Raw genomic sequence first — 17,669 nt, 5'->3', positions numbered from 1 at the left:
CCGGCTTGCCCGCGAACCGCCGAGCACCCCGCCACACCCCGCACAATCCCCGTATAATCGCGCTCTTTTCCCCCAAGGCTCCTCGCTCGTGGCAAACAAAAGGTACAGCTGCATCGGTTTGTATAACCCCAAGTCACCGGAGAATGTCGGTTCGGTGATGCGCGCCGCCGGCTGCTATGGCGTCGCCTCGGTGTTCTACACCGGCAAGCGCTATGAACGTGCCCGCGACTTCGTCACCGACACCAAGAAGGTCCACCAGGACATTCCCCTGATCGGCATCGACGACCTGAAGAAAATCCTCCCCCTGGGCTGCATCCCGGTGGCCGTGGAACTGGTGGAAGGCGCCCGTGCGCTGCCGGAATACACTCACCCGGACCGCGCGCTGTACATCTTCGGTCCGGAAGACGGCTCCCTCGACAAGGAGATCCGCGACTGGTGCGAGGACGTGGTCTACATCCCCACCACCGGCTGCATGAACCTGGCGGCCACGGTCAACGTGGTGCTCTACGATCGCCTGGCCAAGGGCAACAACACCCGCTCCGGTCCGAAGTACTGAAAACCCGCCGATCAATCCCCGGGAACCAGCGACGCCCTGGTGCAGTCAGCTTTGTATCCCACACCGCCCTTGGAGACAGAGCATGAGCGAGCGCAAACAGCTGCAAACGATCGAAGCCACACCCTTGCCGAGCCAACCGACCCAGAACGTCCAGGGCTGGGAGCGCATCGGCTCCCTGGCCGGTGGCGTGGTGATGATGGGCAAGGGCCTGCGCCGCGGCGGCGTGTTCGGCCTGATTCAAGTGGCCATCGGTGGCGTGGCCCTGGCCCGGGGGATTACCGGTCATAGCTCGGCGAAAAGCCTGCTGGAGAAGAGCCGCCAGGACATGCACAACGTGCGCAGCAAGATCGAACGCGCCGGGGAAGAACTGCGCACTCTGAAGGCCAATGCCGAAGCGGCCAGCCGCCATGCCAAGGCGGCCAGCAATGATGAAGTGAAGACGCCCAAGGCTTGAGGCGAAGGCGTTCCTGCGGGTCCCCTGCGCGGGCAGAGGTCAGTGCAGCAGGCTGGTGTCCAGGACCTTGGACGATTCGCCCAGCACGTTTTCACTGAGCTGGATGAACTCGGCGGTGCTGACGCTTTCCAGGCGCATCGCCGCTTGCAGTACATCGTCCAGGGAACGCTTGTTGCGGGTCTTGAGGCGGATTTCCCGATCCAGCTCCTGCAACAGCAGCACGGCCTTGGCCACGGTGGCGCTGTCCACCTGCTCGCCCCGCAGGCTGTCGACCTTGTGACTGTCCCGGACCAGGCGCTTGTGCAGCACCTGATAGCGCTCGTCACTGATGCCACCGGCCCGGCGCAACAGTTCAATGCCGTAGTACTCCGCCAGCCCCTCGCTGATCCAGTCGCTGCCCTGGCTGTCGTTGATCCGCGACAGTGACTGCACCAGTTCCCGCAACAGCGGGCTGCTGCCGCTCTCGCTGACCAGGGGCAGGCGGCTATGGAGGAACAGCGAGTCACGCCCCGCCAGACTACCGCGCCACATCGGATCGGCCGCGCCAACGATCAACAGCTTGCCGGGCTGACGCGGGAACACCGCCTGTACTTGCGGCCAGACAAAGGTCAGCAGGGTCAGCACGTCCATGCGGCGCATGCCCTGGCCCAGGGGCGACACCACGCTGACTTCGGTTGCTCCCAGACGCGTGCGGCGGCTGCCCAGGTTGCCGGCCAGCATCCAGCCGGCGGGACGGTCGAACAGCCGCGAGGGATTGTCGATGCGGAAGCGATTCTTGCCGATACGCGGCCAGGCGGTCTCGATACTTTTCCAACCGGCCGGCAAATCGAAGTCCAGGCGCGCCACCAATTCGACGCCATCCTGTTGATCGAGCCGGGCCGGGGGCACCAGGGTCTCACCGCGCAACAGCGCCCAGTTGGCGCTGCTGCGGCTGTCGTAGCTGCCCTTCTTGATGCTGTGACTCAGGCGCACCCTGTAGCTGAGGCTGGCCTTGCCGCTGGCCGGACGCCAGACACCGCGCTGGCCGGCGGCATCCGCCCCAGCCTGCCATTGGCCATCGGCCTTGAAGTCGCTGTAGTCGCCATCCCGCCCCAGGTCGAAGTCCAGGCTGCGCAAGGCCGAGCCCTCGGCCAGGGTCAGGCGCACCTCGGCCTGATCGCTCTGGGGCAGGAAACGCACGTGATAATCCAGATCGACTTTCTTCGCCGCAAAGGCCGATGCGCTCAATGCCAGCATTGCAGCGGCCAGCGCCAGTTTCGCCCCCACCCTCATACACACTCCTTTCCTGGGTAACCTGGTTCTGCAGCCAACGCGGCGAATCCTCAGCCGGCGCGGAAAATCAGATGATCCTCCCAGTCCTCCTCCGCCACACTGCCTTCGGCCAGCATGCGCCCGGACTGGGAAATACGTTCGTGGTGCACCGCATCGCGATCACCGCACACTAGGTGGTGCCAGAGCGGCAGGTCCTTGCCTTCGCTCACCAGGCGGTAGCCACAGGTGGGTGGCAGCCACTTGAATTCGTCGGCCTTGCCCGGGGTCAGTTGGATGCAGTCGGGCACCGACGCCCGGCGATTGGGGTAGTCGCTGCACTGGCAGGTTTTCAGGTCCAGCAGTTTGCAGGCGATGCGCGTGTAATAGACGCTGTTGTCGTCCTCGTCCTCAAGCTTTTGCAGGCAGCACAGACCGCAGCCATCGCACAGCGACTCCCATTCGTCCTGGTCGAGCTGTTCGAGGGTTTTGCGTATCCAGAAAGGTTCGACTTTGGCGGCCATGGCTCAAGCATCAGTATCCGAGGGTGAAAAGGCCGCCAGTCTAGTGCCGAAGGCCCGGCGGGCCAAGCGCTTACGACTGTCGGTAGGCCGGGGCTTGTCAGCAGCAGGCCCGCACAGTAGCTTTGCGCCTCGGACCACCCCGCGTCCGAGTGCCATTAACGCTCGACCGCGTTGCACCCGGCAAACCGCACGGGGTCAGGAATACCCCTTCGCTCAGCTGATCTGCGCTTGCCGGTTTATTCCACCCTTCTCACTTGCTGCCAGGAGTTTTTCCATGAGCGCCAATCCTCGCGTTGCCGATTACGCCATCCACCCGCAGTTCACTCAGCGCTGGTCGCCACGGGCCTTCACCGGCGAAACCATCCCTGAAGAAACCCTGCTGAGCTTCTTCGAAGCCGCGCGCTGGGCGCCTTCGGCCTACAACTCGCAACCCTGGCGCTTTCTCTATGCCCGGCGCGATACGCCGAACTGGGAGCGCTTCCTCGGCCTGCTCAACGAATTCAACCGTGGCTGGGCGCAACATGCCTCGGCCCTGGTGATCGTGATTTCCAAGACCACCTTCACCGCCCCCGGCGCCACGGAAGAAAGCCCGGCCCTGTGGCACACCTTCGACACCGGCTCGGCCTGGGGCCACCTGGCACTGCAGGCCAGCCTCAGCGGCTGGCACACCCACGGCATGGCCGGCTTCGACCAGGAGCTGACCCGCAAGGAGCTGAAGATTCCCGAAGGCTATGCACTGCACGCAGCGATAGCGGTGGGCAAGCTGGGAGACAAGTCGACCCTGGCCGACTACCTGCAGGCCCGGGAAGAACCGAGCCCGCGCCGTCCATTGAGCGAGACCGTGGCCGAAGGCGATTTCAGCCTCTAAAGCCGCGCTCGCCTCTGTAGGAGCGAGCTGGCTCGCGAAGCCCTGAAGGCCGCCGCGCGTGCCTGGCAAGCGCGGCTTTCGCGAGCAAGCTCGCTCCTACGATCAGGCACGGTTCAGTAGCCGCGAGCGAAATCCACTTCGCCGCGCAAGGCCTGCTTGGCCTGGTAGGCCCGCAGGTTGTCGACGAACAACTGCACCATCAGTTCCGGCGAGGTCGGCGCCGAGCTGTGGCCCGTCAGCAGCAAGCCCCAGGCCGTCCAGAACGGGTGCCGTTGCGGCAAGGGTTCCTGGCGGCAGACATCGATCACCGCCCCCGCCAGATGCCCATCCTTGAGGGCCTGCACCAAGTCGCCATCGACCACGGAAACACCCCGCCCCACATTGATGAACAGCCCCGTGGACTTGAATTGCTTGAACAGCGCCGCGTCATACAGGTCGTGGGTACTTGGGGTGTTGGGCAGCAGATTGACCACATAATCCACCTCCCCCACCAAGCGTCCCAGGTCTTCCAGGCCGGCCACCTCGATAAAGGGGGCCTGCTCCCGCGCCTGGCTGGCGATGCCGTACAGCTTCACGCCAAAGGGCAGCAGAAATTGCGCCACGCTCTGGCCGATGTCGCCGGTGCCGACGATCAGCACCTTGCGCCCCACCAGGCTCTGGCCCATGCGGTTGTCCCACTTGCGCTCCACCTGGCTGACCAGTCGCGCCAGCACTTCGCGCTCATGGCCGAGGATGTAGGTGAGCACGTACTCGGCCATTACCTGGCCGAAGATGCCCACCGCCCGGGTCAGGCGGTAATGCCGGGGCAGACCGTCGGCCAGCAACGGGGTGATACCGGCCCAGGTGGATTGCAGCCATTGGGGCTGATGGCCCTGACGCAGCAGGGTCGCCAGCAGGTCCGGCTGGCCCAGCCAGACCGGGCAATCGGCCGCCAGCCGCGACAGTTCGGCGGAATCGCCGCTGGTCAGCACTTCCAGCTCCGGAGCCGCCTGACGCAACAGGCGGGCATAAACAGCGTGATCGTGTTCGGCAATCAGAACGCGCATGGTTCAAACCTTAAAAAACGGTGCAGGCCGCCGCCGACGGAGCATTGCTCCATCGATCAAGGCGGTGGCCAGGTCAGTCAATTGCATTTCACAGCGGCTCGGAACCGAGCCTCTAGAGGTCAGACCGGATCATTGCGGCGCAGCAACTCTTCGGGCAAGTGCTCGATGTACTCGTCTTCCGCCGGCGGCATCTGCAAGTGATAGCCCTGCTTTTCGAGGTTCTCCAGCACCTGGTGGATGTCCTCCCGGGACAGCTTGCGCTCCGGGGTCAGCACCAGATCGAAGGCATGTTGCGGCTTGCCGAAAGCCAGCAGCAGGTTTTCCGGCACGCGTTCCAGGGCCTCGCTTTTCAGGACGTAGAGGTACATCTCGTTCTTGCGCGGGCTTTTATAGATGGAGCAGATACGTTTCAAGGCTGTTCTCCGGCGGTGGCCAGGCTGTCCAGCAGCGCCTGGCCCATCAATTCGCGGCGCCAGCCACGCAGCGAATCAGGCAATTGGTAAGGCCCGTTGGGGTAGCCGCTCTTGAGCAGGCTCTCCAGGGTTTTCTTGCGCAGCATGACTTCCGGGGCGATGCCCAGACGCTCGGCCTCGGCCTGCCCCACTGCCTTGAGGCGCTTGAGCAGGGCCGCGGCTTCGATCGGCAACGGCTCGGGTACGGCCGGCGGCCATTGATCCGGGCCAAGGGCCGCGGTGCGCTTGATCAGGTCGAGGAGAAACTCGCCATCCTGACGCACGGTACGCGGGTGCATGTCTTCGATCTTGGCCAGCGCCGCCAGCGTATCGGGCTGGGTCTTGGCCAGGGGCCAGAGGGCGTGTTCACGCACGATGCGGTTGCGCGGCAAGTCCCGGGCGCGGGCTTCACGCTCGCGCCAGGCACAGAGCTCACGCAGCACCGCCAACTGGGCACGGGAGAGTTTCCAGGCCAGCTTGGCCTCGCGATAAACTTCGTTGGGGTCCACTTCGCGGCACAGGTTGGCCACCAGCTCGGCGCCGTCCTCCAGCACCCAGCGGTACTTGTCCTCGGACAACTTCGGCCGCAGCTCGGTAAACACCTGGGCCAGATGCACGGCATCTTCGGCGGCGTAACTGACCTGGGTTTCCGAGAGTGGACGCTGCAGCCAGTCGGAGCGGGTCTCGCCCTTGGGCAGTTCGATGCCCAGGACTTCCTGCACCAGGCGCGAATAGCCCATGGAAAAGCCCAGGTTCAGGTAGGCAGCCGCCAGTTGCGTGTCGAACAAAGGCGCCGGCAGACTGCCGGTCAGGCGCAGCAGGACTTCGAGGTCCTCACTGCAGGCATGCACCACCTTGACCACCGCCGGGTTCTCCAGCAGGGCCGCCAGGGGCTTCCAGTTGTCGATGGTCAAAGGATCAATCAGGTAAGCGCGCTGCCCATCGCCGATCTGCAACAGGGCGGCGATGGGATAGAAAGTGTCGACCCGCATGAATTCGGTATCGAGGGCGACGAATGGCAACTGCTGCCACTCGGCGCAAAACTGACCGAGGCTATCGTTGTCGCGAATCCAGTGTATATCGATGGCCACACGGCTCTCCCTTGAAGAATGGCGCGCAGTATATATCGCCTCCGGCGATTTCTGAGCATTCACCCGACAAGAGCAAGTGCGAAACCTTATGCCGGACGGCAAGAATAGTCCGAGAGTCGCAATCAGCTGGGTTTTCTAAGGACATAGACCCGCGCCGCCCCACAGCCGGGCAGGAAATCCTGCTGGCTCACGACCTCGAAACCGGCCTGCTTGAACTCGCCTTCCAACTGCACCCTGCCGATCGCCAGTGACGCCGCGGACTCTCCCCGCGCAGTGGCCAGGTGCTTGAACAACGGCTCGACCCGGGTCGCGAGGATCACCGAATCACGGCTGACCCGATGAAACTCCCGCAGCAGCGCCAGACGATCCTCACTGCGGGTCACATGGGCAAACAGTTGCATGCAGATGATGCTGTCCACCGCATTGGCCGACAGACCAATGTCGAACGCCGAGCTGTGCAAGGTCTTGACCCGTTGCAGCAGGCTGGCCGGGTGATGGGTCTGGGCATGATTGAGCATGTCCTGGGAAGGGTCCGACGCCAGGATCACCCGGTTGCCATGTTCGGCCAGCACCGGCCAGTAGCGCCCGGCACCACAGGCCACATCCAGGATCAGTCCCGGCTCGCCGGCCACTTTCAGGGCATGGCGTACCAGGCGCACCGTGCGCCACAGCGCCAGGCGCGCGGCAAGCCCGGCAGGCCGGGGCTCGCCGCAGACCCGGGCGTGCTCCTGGTCATAGCGCCGGGCGAACTCCAGCTCGATGGATGGTGGGGGATGGGACGACATGACTGGCGAACTCTTGTAGGTATCCAGAAGCCACAGGTTAAACAGTCGTTCGTGAAAAAAAGGTCGAAAGCCCTCGAGCGGTTTTGTCCAGGCGGGGCACCAGGCCACCCTTGCCCGACCCAGGGCCGATGCCAATAATGCTTCGGCACCGCGTCCCGCCCTTCACTTCAAGGAACGACCCATGCTGCCCCGCCTCTTGCTCTGCACTCTGCTCGGCCTCAGTGCCCCCGCCCTCAGCTTCGCCCAGGACCCGACCTCCCGTCTGGACCAGGTACTCGAACGTGGCCACCTCACGGTCTGCACCACCGGCGACTACAAGCCCTACAGCTACCTGCGCGACGATGGCCACTACGAAGGCATCGACATCGACATGGCCGAATCCCTGGCGAAAAGCCTCGGGGTCCGGGTGAAGTGGATCAATACCACCTGGAAGACCCTGATGGCGGACTTCCAGAGCCAGCAATGCGATATCGCCGTCGGGGGTATTTCCGTCTCCCTGGAGCGGCAGAAAAAAGCCTTCTTCAGTCAGCCCCTGGGGATTGACGGCAAGATTCCCCTGGTGCGCTGCCAGGACCTCAAGCGCTATGCAACCCTGGAGCAGATCAACCAGCCCTCGGTGCGCCTGATCGAACCACCGGGTGGCACCAACGAAGTCTTCGCCCGGGCCCATGTGCCCAAGGCCGAGCTGATCCTGTTCGCCGACAACGTGAAAATCTTCGATCAGTTGCTGACCAAGCAGGCCGACGTGATGATCACCGACGCCTCGGAGGCGCGCTTCCAGCAGAAGCACAAGCCGGGGCTGTGCGCGGTCAACCCCGAGCGCTACCTGCAATACAGCGAGAAGGCCTTTCTCCTGCCTCGGGATGACATGGCCTGGAAAAGCTACGTCGACCAGTGGCTGCACCTGAGCAAGGCCACCGGCGCCTATGACCAGGTGGTGAATCAGTGGCTGGCGGCGCCGTAGTCCTGGTCCAGCAGCATCTGCCGAAAGGCCTGGCAGGCGGCGCTGCGATAGGCGCCCCGGCGTTCCAGCAGCACCACGCTGCGGGGCGCCGGGGGTGATTGCAGGGCCAATGCCCGCAAGCCCGGCTGCTCGCGGGCGATGGCACTCGGAAGCAGGGTCGCCAACGGCCCGCGACGCACGATCTCGACAATCCCACTCACCGAATTGGCCTCGATGGCGATACGCGGCGCAATGCCCTGTTGCCGGCAATACAGGTCGATATGCTGGCGCGTGGCAAAGTCGGCGCTGAGCAGCACCAGGGAATGACGAGCCAGGGCCGAGGCACTCAAGGGTTGCTGGCCCTGCTGCGGATAGTGCAGGCCGACCATCAGGCTCAGGGTTTCGGTGAACAGCGGCTGGCAGTGGATGTCCGCCAGGTGCTCGCCGGCAAAGGCGATCCCCAGGTCCAGGCGGTCCTCGGCCAGGGCTGCTTCCAGGCGATCCTGGGTCATTTCCTCAAGGCTCAGGTCGATCCCCGGGTACTGCTGGTTGAAGCGGCTGAGCAAGGGGCCGGTGAGGTAGGCAGTGAAGGTCGGGGTCAGCGCCAGGCGCAGTGAACCGCGGCTCAGGTCCTGCACATCATGGATCGCCCGCTTGGCCGCCTGCAGGTCCTGCAGGGCGCGGCGTGCATAGACGACATAGGCCTGACCGGCATCGGTGAGACGCACGCTGCGCCCGGAGCGGTCGAACAACGGCGCCCCCAGGGACTCCTCCAACTGTTTGATCTGTTGCGACAAGGTCGGCTGGGAAACATGCAGCGCCTCGGCGGCACGGGTGAAATTGCAATGCTCGGCCACGGCCAGCAGGTAACGGATATGACGCAAGAGCATGACGGCTCCAACTATAGGCAGGGCTTATGGAAAGCATAATAAACCGGTCTTGGACGCTATAGCCGAACACTTCCATCCTTGCCCCATCAGCGACGCAAGGAGACTCCCATGCAGAACATCATCGACGGCTTCCTCAAGTTCCAGCGCGAGGCCTTTGTGCAACGCAGCGAGCTGTTCAGGCAGCTGGCCAACAAGCAGAGCCCCGGCACCCTGTTCGTCACCTGCTCCGATAGCCGGGTCGTTCCCGAGCTGCTGACCCAGCAGGAGCCCGGCGACCTGTTCGTGATTCGCAACGCCGGCAACATCGTCCCCAGCTACGGCCCGGAACCCGGCGGTGTGTCGGCCACCGTGGAATACGCGGTAGCGGTGCTGGGGGTGAGCGACATCGTTATCTGCGGCCATTCCGACTGCGGCGCAATGACCGCCATCTCCACCTGCAAATGCCTCGATCACCTGCCCGCCGTGGCCAACTGGCTGCGCCACGCCGAGTCGGCCAAGGTGATCAACGCCGCCCGCCAGCATGCCTCCCCCGCCGAGCACCTGGACGCCCTGGTGCGTGACAACGTGATTGCCCAGTTGGCGAACCTCAAGACTCATCCTTCGGTGGCCTTGGCCCTGGAACAGGGCCGGCTGAACCTGCATGGCTGGGTGTATGACATCGAGCGCGGCGCCATCGCCGCCCTCGACGGCAACAGCCAGCGCTTTGTCTCCCTGACCGAACACCCGCAGACCTGCGCCCTGGCCCGCCACGCTTCAACCGCTGCCTGAGCAACCCCTTTCATCCCCCAAGAGGAACAGACCCATGCTGCAATCTCAATTCGCCCAAGCTCCACGCCTGGCCCTGGCCGACACCATCATCGACGCCAAGGCGCGCAAGAACCTGTCGTGGCAGGACCTTGCCGACGGTACCGGGCTGAGCCTGGCCTTCGTCACCGCCGCCCTGCTGGGCCAGCATGCCCTGCCCGCTGCTGCTGCCGATCGGGTATGCGAAAAACTCGGCCTGGACCAGGACGCCAGCCGCCTGTTGCAGAGCATTCCCCTGCGGGGCAGCATCGCCGGCGGCATCCCCACCGACCCGACCGTCTACCGCTTCTATGAAATGCTCCAGGTCTACGGCTCGACCCTCAAGGCCCTGGTGCACGAGCAGTTTGGCGACGGCATCATCAGCGCCATCAACTTCAAGCTGGACATCAAGAAGGTCGAAGACCCGGAAGGTGGTTCCCGCGCGGTAATCACCCTGGATGGCAAGTACCTGCCAACCAAACCGTTCTGATCCACCATGCCTAGTCGCCGCCGCTGCAGGCGGCGCCGGGTCGCAACGAGGCACCGGGCCTTACCGATAAACCGCGGCGCCCGGTTTGCCCCGTCCTGCGCACCGAATCGCAGCCTATGGCAGCGGTTACAGGTCCGCAGTGATATTTAGTTTTTAAATAACACTGCGGACTTTCTGATTTGCCCCGACTGTCCCCCTCGCCGCCTAATCAGCCCCTGTTCCTTGAAGGTCTGGTTATGGAAAACGTTCGTGCAAGTTCCCGTCCCGCGCTCTGGCTGATGGTCAGCGTGGTCCTGGTGGCCCTCAACCTGCGGCCGTCGATGGCCACCGTCGGCCCTCTGCTGTCGGGCATCCGTGGCGATGTCCCGCTGAGTTTCAGCCTGGCGTCGCTGCTGACCATGTTGCCGGTCATGGCCATGGGCCTGGCGATGTTCTTCGGCATGGCCATCAGTCAGCGCCTGGGCGAACACCGCACCGTGGTCCTGTCCTTGCTGATCATCGGGCTGGCCACGGTCTCGCGGTTGTTCATGGACTCGGCGGCGGAGCTGATTCTCAGCGCCGTGCTGGCCGGTGTCGGCATCGCCCTGATCCAGGCACTGATGCCGGCCCTGATCAAGTCGCGCTTTGCCGATAATGTCTCACTGTTCATGGGCCTGTATGTCACCTCGATCATGGGCGGCGCGGCCATCGCGGCGTCCTTCGCCCCACTGGTGATGAACCACAGCGGCAGCTGGCGCCTGGCCCTGGCGATCTGGGCCGGCCTGGCCCTGCTGGCCCTGGTGTTCTGGTCCGCCCAGCGCCGTTCACTACCCAGCCTGCCGGCCGCCGGCGGCGGGCGTGAGTCCTTCAGCGGCAATCGCCGGGCCTGGCTGCTGGCGGTGTTCTTCGGTCTTGGCACCGCGTCCTACACCTGCGTGCTGGCGTGGCTGGCGCCCTACTACGTGGAGAACGGCTGGAGCGAACAGAACGCCGGCCTGCTGCTGGGCTTTCTCACCGCCATGGAAGTGATTTCCGGGCTGGTCACCCCGGCCATCGCCAACCGCAGCCAGGATCGGCGCCGAGTGCTGGTGGCCCTGCTGGTGCTGATCATCGCCGGCTTTTGCGGCCTGATCCTCAGCCCGCAATACCTGAGCCTGCTCTGGCCGTGCCTGCTGGGCCTGGGCATTGGCGGACTGTTTCCCATGAGCCTGATCGTGTCCCTGGACCACTTGCCCGACCCGCGCCGGGCCGGCGGCCTGACCGCCTTCGTGCAGGGCATCGGCTACCTGATCGCCGGCCTGTCACCGCTGCTGGCGGGGATGATCCGCGACCAGTTGGGCAGTTTCGAATGGGCCTGGTGGTCACTGACGGCAGTGATGGGGGTGATGATCCTCATGGTGCTGCGCTTCGACCCTCGGCATTACGCCCGGCACATCCGCTGAGCATCGGCCCGGGAGGCCTGCATGAACCCTGTGAGTTTCACCCAAGCCAACCTCGGCATGCTGCTCTGGGCAGCGCTGATCGCCGCCTCGTTCTTCGCGGCCGCCCAGGTCAGCCAGGCCATCGATCCGGTGCTGCTGACCGCCCTGCGCCTGTTGTTCTCGGCACTGATGTTCGTGCCCTTGCTGTGGTTCCAGGGCGCTGCGGCGCCGACCCGGGCCGGATTGGGCGCCCACGCGGTACTGGGCCTGCTGCTGGCGCTGTACTTTGGCTCGCTGTTCGAAGCCCTGCGCTACACCTCGGCGGTCAACACCGGCACCCTGTTCACCCTGGTGCCGCTGCTGACCCTGGCGTTCGAAGGCTGGCTGTTGCCCGGCGGCAGCCAGCAACGCCGCCTGCTGCCGATGCTGGTGGCCGGCGCCGGGGCCTTGCTGTTGGTGCTCAAGGGGGGCGCGCCGGGGCAGTTACCCTCCCTGTATGCCATGGCGGTCTATGCCCTGGGCTGCCTGGCCATGGCGGCCTATTCGCCCCTCAGCCAGCGCTTCAAGGCTCGCAGCCTGCAAGGCCGCAGCCCGGCCGCCATGACGTTCTGGAACATGCTCTTCGGTGCGCTGTTCCTGTTTGCTGCCAGCCTGGTCAGCGGCGGCTGGCGCAGCGCCGCCCTGCTCGGCAGCAACGACCTGCTGTGGCTGCTGTACCTGGCCCTGTTCGCAACCCTGGCGACCTTCTGGTTGTTGCACCGGGCCATAGGCGTCATCGCCCCTTCCACGGTGATTTCCTACATCTACCTGAGCACCCTGTTCCTCACCCTGTTCCACTGGTTGTGGCTGGGCCAGCGTCCGCTCCTGGGAGAAGGGCTCGGTGCTCTGCTGGTGGCCCTGGGCATGTTCGGTCTGGTGCGCGGCAGCCGTCCCGGGGCAGCCATGGCCTGAAATGACCCTGAGACAGGGGACATTATTCTGCGAGAAACTGCGCAGGTCGTGTTATCGGAATTTAATGTCCGGATGCTGTCCGCGAATCCCCACCCCGGGCATTTGATTAGGACGATCGTTCCGCTAGCATCGACCCGGTTTGTGCGCCACCGGCGCCAGGTGCTCAGCGGGATGGAACAGATGCTCATCAGCAACGTGCTCAGAAAACTCGACATGCAGGACCTGATGGTCTTTATCGCGGTGTACGAGCAAAGCAGTGTCACCGGGGTATCGGAAACCCTGTGCGTCAGTCAGTCGACTGTCAGCTACTGCCTGAAGAAACTGCGCAACGGCTTCGAGGACGAGCTGTTCATCAATACCCGCACCGGCATGCGCCCGACCTACAAGGCCACCAGCATGTACAGCCACGTGCTGAAGATCCTGGAAAGCATCAATCTGTGCCACAGCGGCGTACCGGCCTTCGATCCGACCCGCCAGGCCGTGACCTTCAACCTCTGCGCCCCGGAATACTTCGAGCTGCTGATCCTGCCGCGCCTGCTCAAGGGGTTCGACTACGCCGACCTGCCGGTGACGGTCAATGTGCAGAAGCTTGAGAGCGACATTCCTGCCGAGGAGCTGCGTGACGGCAGCATTGACCTGGTGATCTGCTTTGGTCCGAACTTCCATCGCAGCCATGCCGACTTCAAGTCGCAGATGCTGCTGGAGGACGATCTGGTGTGCGTCTTCGACAAGCGCGCCACACCGCCCAAGGAGCCGCGTTTCAGCCTGCAATCGTTCATCGAACGGCGCCACGTTTTTCCTACGCCCTGGACGTCGGACAGCAACATGGTGGATGGCTGGCTGGCCCGCCAGGCGCACAAGCGGCAGATCGTCGCCCGCTCCAACAGCTACAGCGCAGCGCTGAAAATGATCACCGGCACCGACTTCATCCTGACCCTGCCTCGACGCATCCAGGCCTTGCTGGCCAACGAAGCGGTGTTCAACCATTGCGAGGCCCCCAGCGGCCTGCCGGGGTTCACCCTGGACATGCAATGGAACCAGAACACCGATCAGGACAGCGCGCAGACCTGGTTCCGCGAACAGGTGGTCAAGGTCTGCGCCGAACCGGGCCTGCTTTAGGCCCTGCCCCCATCAGAGACCGACAGCCGCCTTGCTGTAGGACGCGCGGTCGATGTCGATAATCTCCACGCACAACTGCACCGCCAGCTCAGCCGGCCAGGGCGCCAGGTCCTGCAGCAGGGCCAGCAGGCTGTCGGACAATTGCTTCTTGATCTCCGGCGAGCGGCCGCTGAGCAGGGCCAACTTGACGTGGACAAAGGCCCGCTCCCCCAGGCCGGTACCCACCCGGAACGACTCGACCTTCACTGCCCGGCTCTTGATATCGAACTCATCGGCAAACTGCCCGGAGGCCACCAGCCCGTGATTGAGCCGCAGCAGCGCCTTGTCGACGTCCAGCTGGGGCAGGTTGGCGGTGTATTCCATATGCAGGTGCGGCATGGCAGAACTCCTGGTCTGTCAGGGGGAAAAGGCGCTCCATACTACACAAGGCCCGCCCCCGCGCTTGCATTATCCGCCGGCCTCATTGCCCCGCCGTCGCTGCCCGCTCGCGCAGGGCCAGGGTTTCCCAGGCGGCCACGAGCACCATCACCAAGGTGGTCAGGCTGCCCAGGGCCAGAGCAGAAAACAGCTGATTCCAGGCGGCCGGCAACAACAGCAACAGCACCGCGAGCCCGGCCAGGTGCGACAGCGGCGGCAACGGCCGATCGTTCATCACCCACTTGAACAGGGCGCAGCCCAAGAGGAACAGCCAGGGACCACCAACTATCACCAGCACCCTGGCCGGGCTGGCGTGCTCCGGGTGCATCAGCACCAGCTCATCGGCCACGGCACTGACAATGATCCCCGCCACGATCAGCAGGTGCAGATAGGTGTAGGCGATGCGCGCCTGACGCCCCGGGTCGTCGGAATGAGCGATACGGTGGTGGGCACGCTCGGCGCCACTGTCGAAATACACCCACCACATGGCGATGCTGCCCAGCACCGCCACCACGAACCCCAGCAGGCCCTGGGCGCTGGTGGCCAGCTCGGCGAAGGTGGCACCGGTCACCAGCAGCGATTCTCCCAGGGCGATGATCACGAACAGGCCGCAGCGCTCGGCCATGTGATTGCCTTCCACATTCCAGTCGGCCAGGGTCGAACGCCCCAGCCCCGGCACCCAGAAATACAGCGACGGCGACAGTACTTCGATGGCCAGGGCCAGCCCCCACAAGGCCAGCCGCTGCGGGCCCTCCAGCAGGCCGCCGGTGATCCAGAACCCCCCCGAGAACATCAGCCACAACAGGATTCGCTGGAAGTTGCGAGTCATGTTCACCGGCTCGCCGCGCACTGCCCACAGGGAATAGGCGGTGCGGCCCACCTGCATGAACACATAGGCGCCGGCAAACAACAGGCCGCGCTCACCGAAGGCCTGGGGAATCGACGATGACAGCAGCAACCCCGCCACCATCAGCACGAACAACCCGAGGCGGATCGGCAGGGTTTCCGGGTCCAGCCAGTTGGTGATCCACGACGTGAAGATCCACACCCACCACACCGCCACCATCAGCAACGCGACCTGCAGCGCCCCGCCCAGGGACAGATGGGCCAGCAGGGAATGGGACAACTGGGTCACGGCGAACACGAACACCAGGTCGAAGAACAGCTCGACCATGCCAACCTTGCCGCTGTCGTGGCTGCCACGCCCACGCAACAGGGAACGGGAACGACTCATGGGCACACTCCACCGATCAATGTTTCAACAGACGATCCACACAGCAAAGCAGCCGCCTGTGCCTATGCCAAGCTGGCGGCCTCCGTTCACTGCGCCGCTGTAGCCGCTGCCGCAGGCTACGACCCAGTCCGCAGGACGGGCAAGGCCGCCCACCCGATCCGCCAAGCAGACCGCATGGGCCAGTTTCGGGCCCGCTGCGCGGTCCATCGCAGCCTGCGGCAGCGGCTACAAAGCACGATTAGCTCGCGAGGGGCTCCCGCTCGCTCATGAAGGCTTCCAGCCGTGAGCGCAGCCAGCGCTCGGCGGGGTCGGTATCGACATGGCTGAGCCAGACCATGGACAGGTCCAGGGTTGGGGTCTTGAACGGAAACGGCTCGCAGTACAGCTGCCCCGAGGCGGCCATGGCCGCGGCGGCATAGTCGGGCAGGCTGGCGATCAGCTTGGTCCCGGCCAGCAGGGCCGGCAAAGAACTGTACTGCGGCACCGACAACACTACCTGACGGGTGCGGCCGATCTCCGCCAGCCACTCATCGGCGAAGCCGGCGACATTGGCGGTGTGGGATACCAGCACATGGGGCCGCGCACAGTACTCATCGAGGGTCAGCGGCGTGTCGCTGGCGTCGGCCCGCAGCAAGCAGGGCTGAATGTGCCGCAACAGCTTGCGCTTGGCATTGGCCGGCAGGCCCCGGGTCTGGCTGATGCCGACGGTGATGTCGCCGGAGGCCAGCAAGTCGGGAATCCGCCAGTAGTCCACGTGCTGCACCACGACCACCACCTGCGGTGCTTCCTGGCGCAGGGCTCGCAGCAAAGGCGGCAGCAGGCCGAACTCGACGTCGTCGGACAGGCCGATACGGAAGGTCATGGTGCTGCTGGCGGGATCGAAATCGTGGGTCAGGCTCAGGGCCGAGGACAGCGCGTCAAGGGCCGGCGACAGGTGCTGGATAAGCTGCTCGGCACGCGCCGTGGGCTCCATGCGATGGCCGACACGGATGAACAGCGGATCGTTGAACATCGCCCGCAAACGGTTGAGGGCGGAGCTGATGGTGGGCTGGCCGAGAAACAGCTTCTCCGCTACCCGGGTGACATTGCGTTCCAGCATCAACGCCTCGAACACCACCATCAGGTTGATGTCGGCCTTGCGCAGTTCATTGCGATTCATCGGTGCTCCCCCGGTCCCCAGACGGAGGTCAGTGTAGAAAGGCCTGTGGGCCGACGTCCAGGTAAACACCCGAGGCCTGCGGCCGGTGCTTCAGTCGAAGGTGAAGTTGAACTGGGCGCTGCTGTTGGCTGCCCCCTCAGTGATCGGCCCCGTGCGAATGTACTGGGCGCGAAAGCTGAAGCTGGCGCTATCGCTGCCCAACAGGCGCTCCATGGCGTATTGAGTGCCATTGCAATGAATGCGCGGAATCTGCTCATTGAACATGACGATGCCGACGCCCTTGGCGACGGACCGCCCCTGATCCTGAGCCGATTGAGTCAGCCCCAGGACCCCTGTCGGGTCGCAGCGCGAGGCGGGTTCGGCGCTGAACGAGACCTTCGGCAGGCTGTTGAACGAGCAGTCGTTGACCTCAAGCCTGGCCACGGCCGAAGGCGGCGAAGTCGAGCCCAGCGTGGGAAAGTCATGGGCCGAGGGACTGCCCAGACGCAGCGTAACGTTGCGGGTGACCACCTGGCACTTGGCGGCGAACTTGACGCCTTCGGCGCCCAGCAGATCCTGTTCACTGAGCAACAGTTGTTTCGAACACCGATCCCGGTTGTCCTGCTGCGGCAGGTCCAGCAAGTGTTGCCCTACCGTCACCGCCCCCTTGTCCAGATCCAGCGCGTACAGCGCCACCTGGGCACCGCTCAAGCTGTTGACCACCAGCGCGCCCTTGGGCAACTCATCGGCGGGCCGGGTCAGGATCAGCGAATACACGTAGGCCGTGACTACCTTTTTCAACGCGGCACTTGAATGCTCCACGATGTACTTTTCCAGTACCCGGGGATAGAAATTGCCCGTGAGGACATGAGGGTCCGAGCCGGACGGATAGGCCGTCACCTTGAGGCTGATGCCATCGATATTGGTCGGAATGATGCCGTCGGGAAATCTCACCCCCGGCAAATGCGCAGCGGCCACCAATTCATGCCACTCCTGGGATTCAGACTCTTCGGTGGTGTATTCGATGATCGGGTTCACGTGACGCTGCTGCAATACGGACCCCACTGGCGTGCTGCGGGTCAGTGGCGTGATCTCGACCCAGTCTTGGGCAGAGCCGTCATAGCTACTGAATGCGCAGCCTTGGGCCATGCCACTCTTAGCGGCATACGCCGGTAAGCTGCCTTGCAGGCAGGACAGCATCAGGATGATCGCGCGAATCAACAGACCGGGCCGCCGCCCATCGGTGAGGAGCCTGAGCCATGAGTCACTCATCGGTCATT

General features: G+C 64.3%; 20 protein-coding genes. 9 read left to right on the top strand and 11 right to left on the bottom strand.

The window, feature by feature from the left end; genetic code table 11:
• Nucleotides 1-88: 88 nt before the first annotated feature.
• Together PFZ56_RS13265 and PFZ56_RS13260 are read left to right on the top strand one after the other, a co-directional pair.
• Nucleotides 89-556, top strand: a complete 468-nt coding sequence (locus PFZ56_RS13265; protein ID WP_102861638.1) for an RNA methyltransferase — start codon at nt 89-91, stop codon at nt 554-556.
• An 82-nt stretch (nt 557-638) separates the two neighbouring features.
• On the top strand, nt 639-1,010 hold the full coding sequence (locus PFZ56_RS13260; RefSeq protein ID WP_102878748.1) for a DUF2892 domain-containing protein: 372 nt from the start codon (nt 639-641) through the stop codon (nt 1,008-1,010).
• A gap of 39 nt (nt 1,011-1,049) precedes the next feature.
• Here PFZ56_RS13260 and PFZ56_RS13255 read toward each other — a convergent pair whose 3' ends face one another.
• Both PFZ56_RS13255 and PFZ56_RS13250 read right to left on the bottom strand, forming a co-directional pair.
• Nucleotides 1,050-2,282, bottom strand: coding sequence for a hypothetical protein (locus tag PFZ56_RS13255; protein ID WP_170001326.1), 1,233 nt, complete (start codon nt 2,280-2,282; stop codon nt 1,050-1,052).
• Between the two features lie 50 nt (nt 2,283-2,332).
• Nucleotides 2,333-2,782 carry a YcgN family cysteine cluster protein gene (locus PFZ56_RS13250; protein WP_102861635.1) on the bottom strand — a complete coding sequence of 150 codons (450 nt, stop codon included), beginning with the start codon at nt 2,780-2,782 and terminating at the stop codon, nt 2,333-2,335.
• Nucleotides 2,783-3,056: 274 nt separating this feature from the next.
• Between PFZ56_RS13250 and PFZ56_RS13245 the strand changes: the two genes are divergently transcribed.
• Nucleotides 3,057-3,650: a nitroreductase family protein gene (locus PFZ56_RS13245; protein ID WP_102861634.1), complete on the top strand. Its 594-nt coding sequence runs from the start codon at nt 3,057-3,059 to the stop codon at nt 3,648-3,650.
• A gap of 113 nt (nt 3,651-3,763) precedes the next feature.
• On the opposite strand, the gene PFZ56_RS13240 is transcribed toward PFZ56_RS13245, so the two are convergent.
• The 4 genes from PFZ56_RS13240 to PFZ56_RS13225 all read right to left on the bottom strand — a co-directional run bounded on the left by PFZ56_RS13240 (nt 3,764) and on the right by PFZ56_RS13225 (nt 7,024).
• The gene (locus PFZ56_RS13240; RefSeq protein WP_102878746.1) at nt 3,764-4,696 is read right to left on the bottom strand and encodes a D-2-hydroxyacid dehydrogenase; all 933 of its coding nucleotides are present in this window, start codon (nt 4,694-4,696) and stop codon (nt 3,764-3,766) included.
• A 119-nt stretch (nt 4,697-4,815) separates the two neighbouring features.
• A complete protein-coding gene (locus tag PFZ56_RS13235) occupies nt 4,816-5,109 on the bottom strand; it encodes a YcgL domain-containing protein (RefSeq protein WP_016964446.1) in 294 nt (97 codons plus the stop codon).
• A complete protein-coding gene (rnd, locus tag PFZ56_RS13230; RefSeq protein WP_170001327.1) occupies nt 5,106-6,239 on the bottom strand; it encodes a ribonuclease D in 1,134 nt (377 codons plus the stop codon). The genes PFZ56_RS13235 and rnd overlap by 4 nt, the downstream gene beginning before the upstream one ends.
• Nucleotides 6,240-6,361: 122 nt before the next feature.
• Nucleotides 6,362-7,024, bottom strand: a complete 663-nt coding sequence (locus PFZ56_RS13225; RefSeq protein WP_102878744.1) for a class I SAM-dependent methyltransferase — start codon at nt 7,022-7,024, stop codon at nt 6,362-6,364.
• Nucleotides 7,025-7,205: 181 nt separating this feature from the next.
• Here PFZ56_RS13225 and PFZ56_RS13220 point away from each other — a divergent pair, with 181 nt between their 5' ends.
• On the top strand, nt 7,206-7,988 hold the full coding sequence (locus PFZ56_RS13220; RefSeq protein ID WP_110595093.1) for a transporter substrate-binding domain-containing protein: 783 nt from the start codon (nt 7,206-7,208) through the stop codon (nt 7,986-7,988).
• Here the strand turns inward: PFZ56_RS13220 and cynR are convergent.
• Nucleotides 7,967-8,857: a transcriptional regulator CynR gene (gene cynR / locus PFZ56_RS13215; protein WP_170001328.1), complete on the bottom strand. Its 891-nt coding sequence runs from the start codon at nt 8,855-8,857 to the stop codon at nt 7,967-7,969. The genes PFZ56_RS13220 and cynR overlap by 22 nt on opposite strands.
• 108 nt (nt 8,858-8,965) lie before the next feature.
• Here cynR and PFZ56_RS13210 point away from each other — a divergent pair, with 108 nt between their 5' ends.
• From PFZ56_RS13210 to PFZ56_RS13190, 5 genes are all read left to right on the top strand, one after another.
• Nucleotides 8,966-9,625 (top strand): carbonic anhydrase, encoded by a 660-nt coding sequence (locus PFZ56_RS13210; protein ID WP_170001329.1) that lies wholly within the window; start codon nt 8,966-8,968, stop codon nt 9,623-9,625.
• Nucleotides 9,626-9,659: 34 nt separating this feature from the next.
• Nucleotides 9,660-10,130: a cyanase gene (gene cynS, locus PFZ56_RS13205; protein ID WP_102878740.1), complete on the top strand. Its 471-nt coding sequence runs from the start codon at nt 9,660-9,662 to the stop codon at nt 10,128-10,130.
• A 236-nt stretch (nt 10,131-10,366) separates the two neighbouring features.
• Nucleotides 10,367-11,551 (top strand): cyanate transporter, encoded by a 1,185-nt coding sequence (locus tag PFZ56_RS13200; protein ID WP_170001330.1) that lies wholly within the window; start codon nt 10,367-10,369, stop codon nt 11,549-11,551.
• A 21-nt stretch (nt 11,552-11,572) separates the two neighbouring features.
• Complete coding sequence (locus tag PFZ56_RS13195) at nt 11,573-12,481, top strand: DMT family transporter (RefSeq protein WP_110651915.1); 909 nt, start codon at nt 11,573-11,575, stop codon at nt 12,479-12,481.
• A gap of 180 nt (nt 12,482-12,661) precedes the next feature.
• Nucleotides 12,662-13,600, top strand: coding sequence for a LysR family transcriptional regulator (locus tag PFZ56_RS13190; RefSeq protein WP_102879086.1), 939 nt, complete (start codon nt 12,662-12,664; stop codon nt 13,598-13,600).
• 12 nt (nt 13,601-13,612) lie between these two features.
• Here the strand turns inward: PFZ56_RS13190 and PFZ56_RS13185 are convergent, their stop codons facing one another.
• The 4 genes from PFZ56_RS13185 to PFZ56_RS13170 all read right to left on the bottom strand — a co-directional run bounded on the left by PFZ56_RS13185 (nt 13,613) and on the right by PFZ56_RS13170 (nt 17,661).
• Nucleotides 13,613-13,978 carry a 5-carboxymethyl-2-hydroxymuconate Delta-isomerase gene (locus tag PFZ56_RS13185; protein ID WP_102878737.1) on the bottom strand — a complete coding sequence of 122 codons (366 nt, stop codon included), beginning with the start codon at nt 13,976-13,978 and terminating at the stop codon, nt 13,613-13,615.
• A gap of 82 nt (nt 13,979-14,060) precedes the next feature.
• Complete coding sequence (locus PFZ56_RS13180; RefSeq protein ID WP_170001331.1) at nt 14,061-15,251, bottom strand: low temperature requirement protein A; 1,191 nt, start codon at nt 15,249-15,251, stop codon at nt 14,061-14,063.
• A gap of 238 nt (nt 15,252-15,489) precedes the next feature.
• Entirely contained in the window at nt 15,490-16,410 is a 921-nt protein-coding gene (locus PFZ56_RS13175; RefSeq protein WP_110595086.1) for a LysR substrate-binding domain-containing protein, read from the bottom strand.
• Between the two features lie 90 nt (nt 16,411-16,500).
• The gene (locus tag PFZ56_RS13170; protein ID WP_170001332.1) at nt 16,501-17,661 is read right to left on the bottom strand and encodes a fimbrial protein; all 1,161 of its coding nucleotides are present in this window, start codon (nt 17,659-17,661) and stop codon (nt 16,501-16,503) included.
• Nucleotides 17,662-17,669: the final 8 nt, after the last annotated feature.

Origin of the sequence: Pseudomonas danubii (genome assembly GCF_042980055.1) — a bacterium.
GTDB lineage: Bacteria > Pseudomonadota > Gammaproteobacteria > Pseudomonadales > Pseudomonadaceae > Aquipseudomonas > Aquipseudomonas danubii.
The sequence above is the reverse complement of the archived record's forward strand: the minus strand, read 5'-3'. Positions and strand labels throughout refer to the sequence as shown.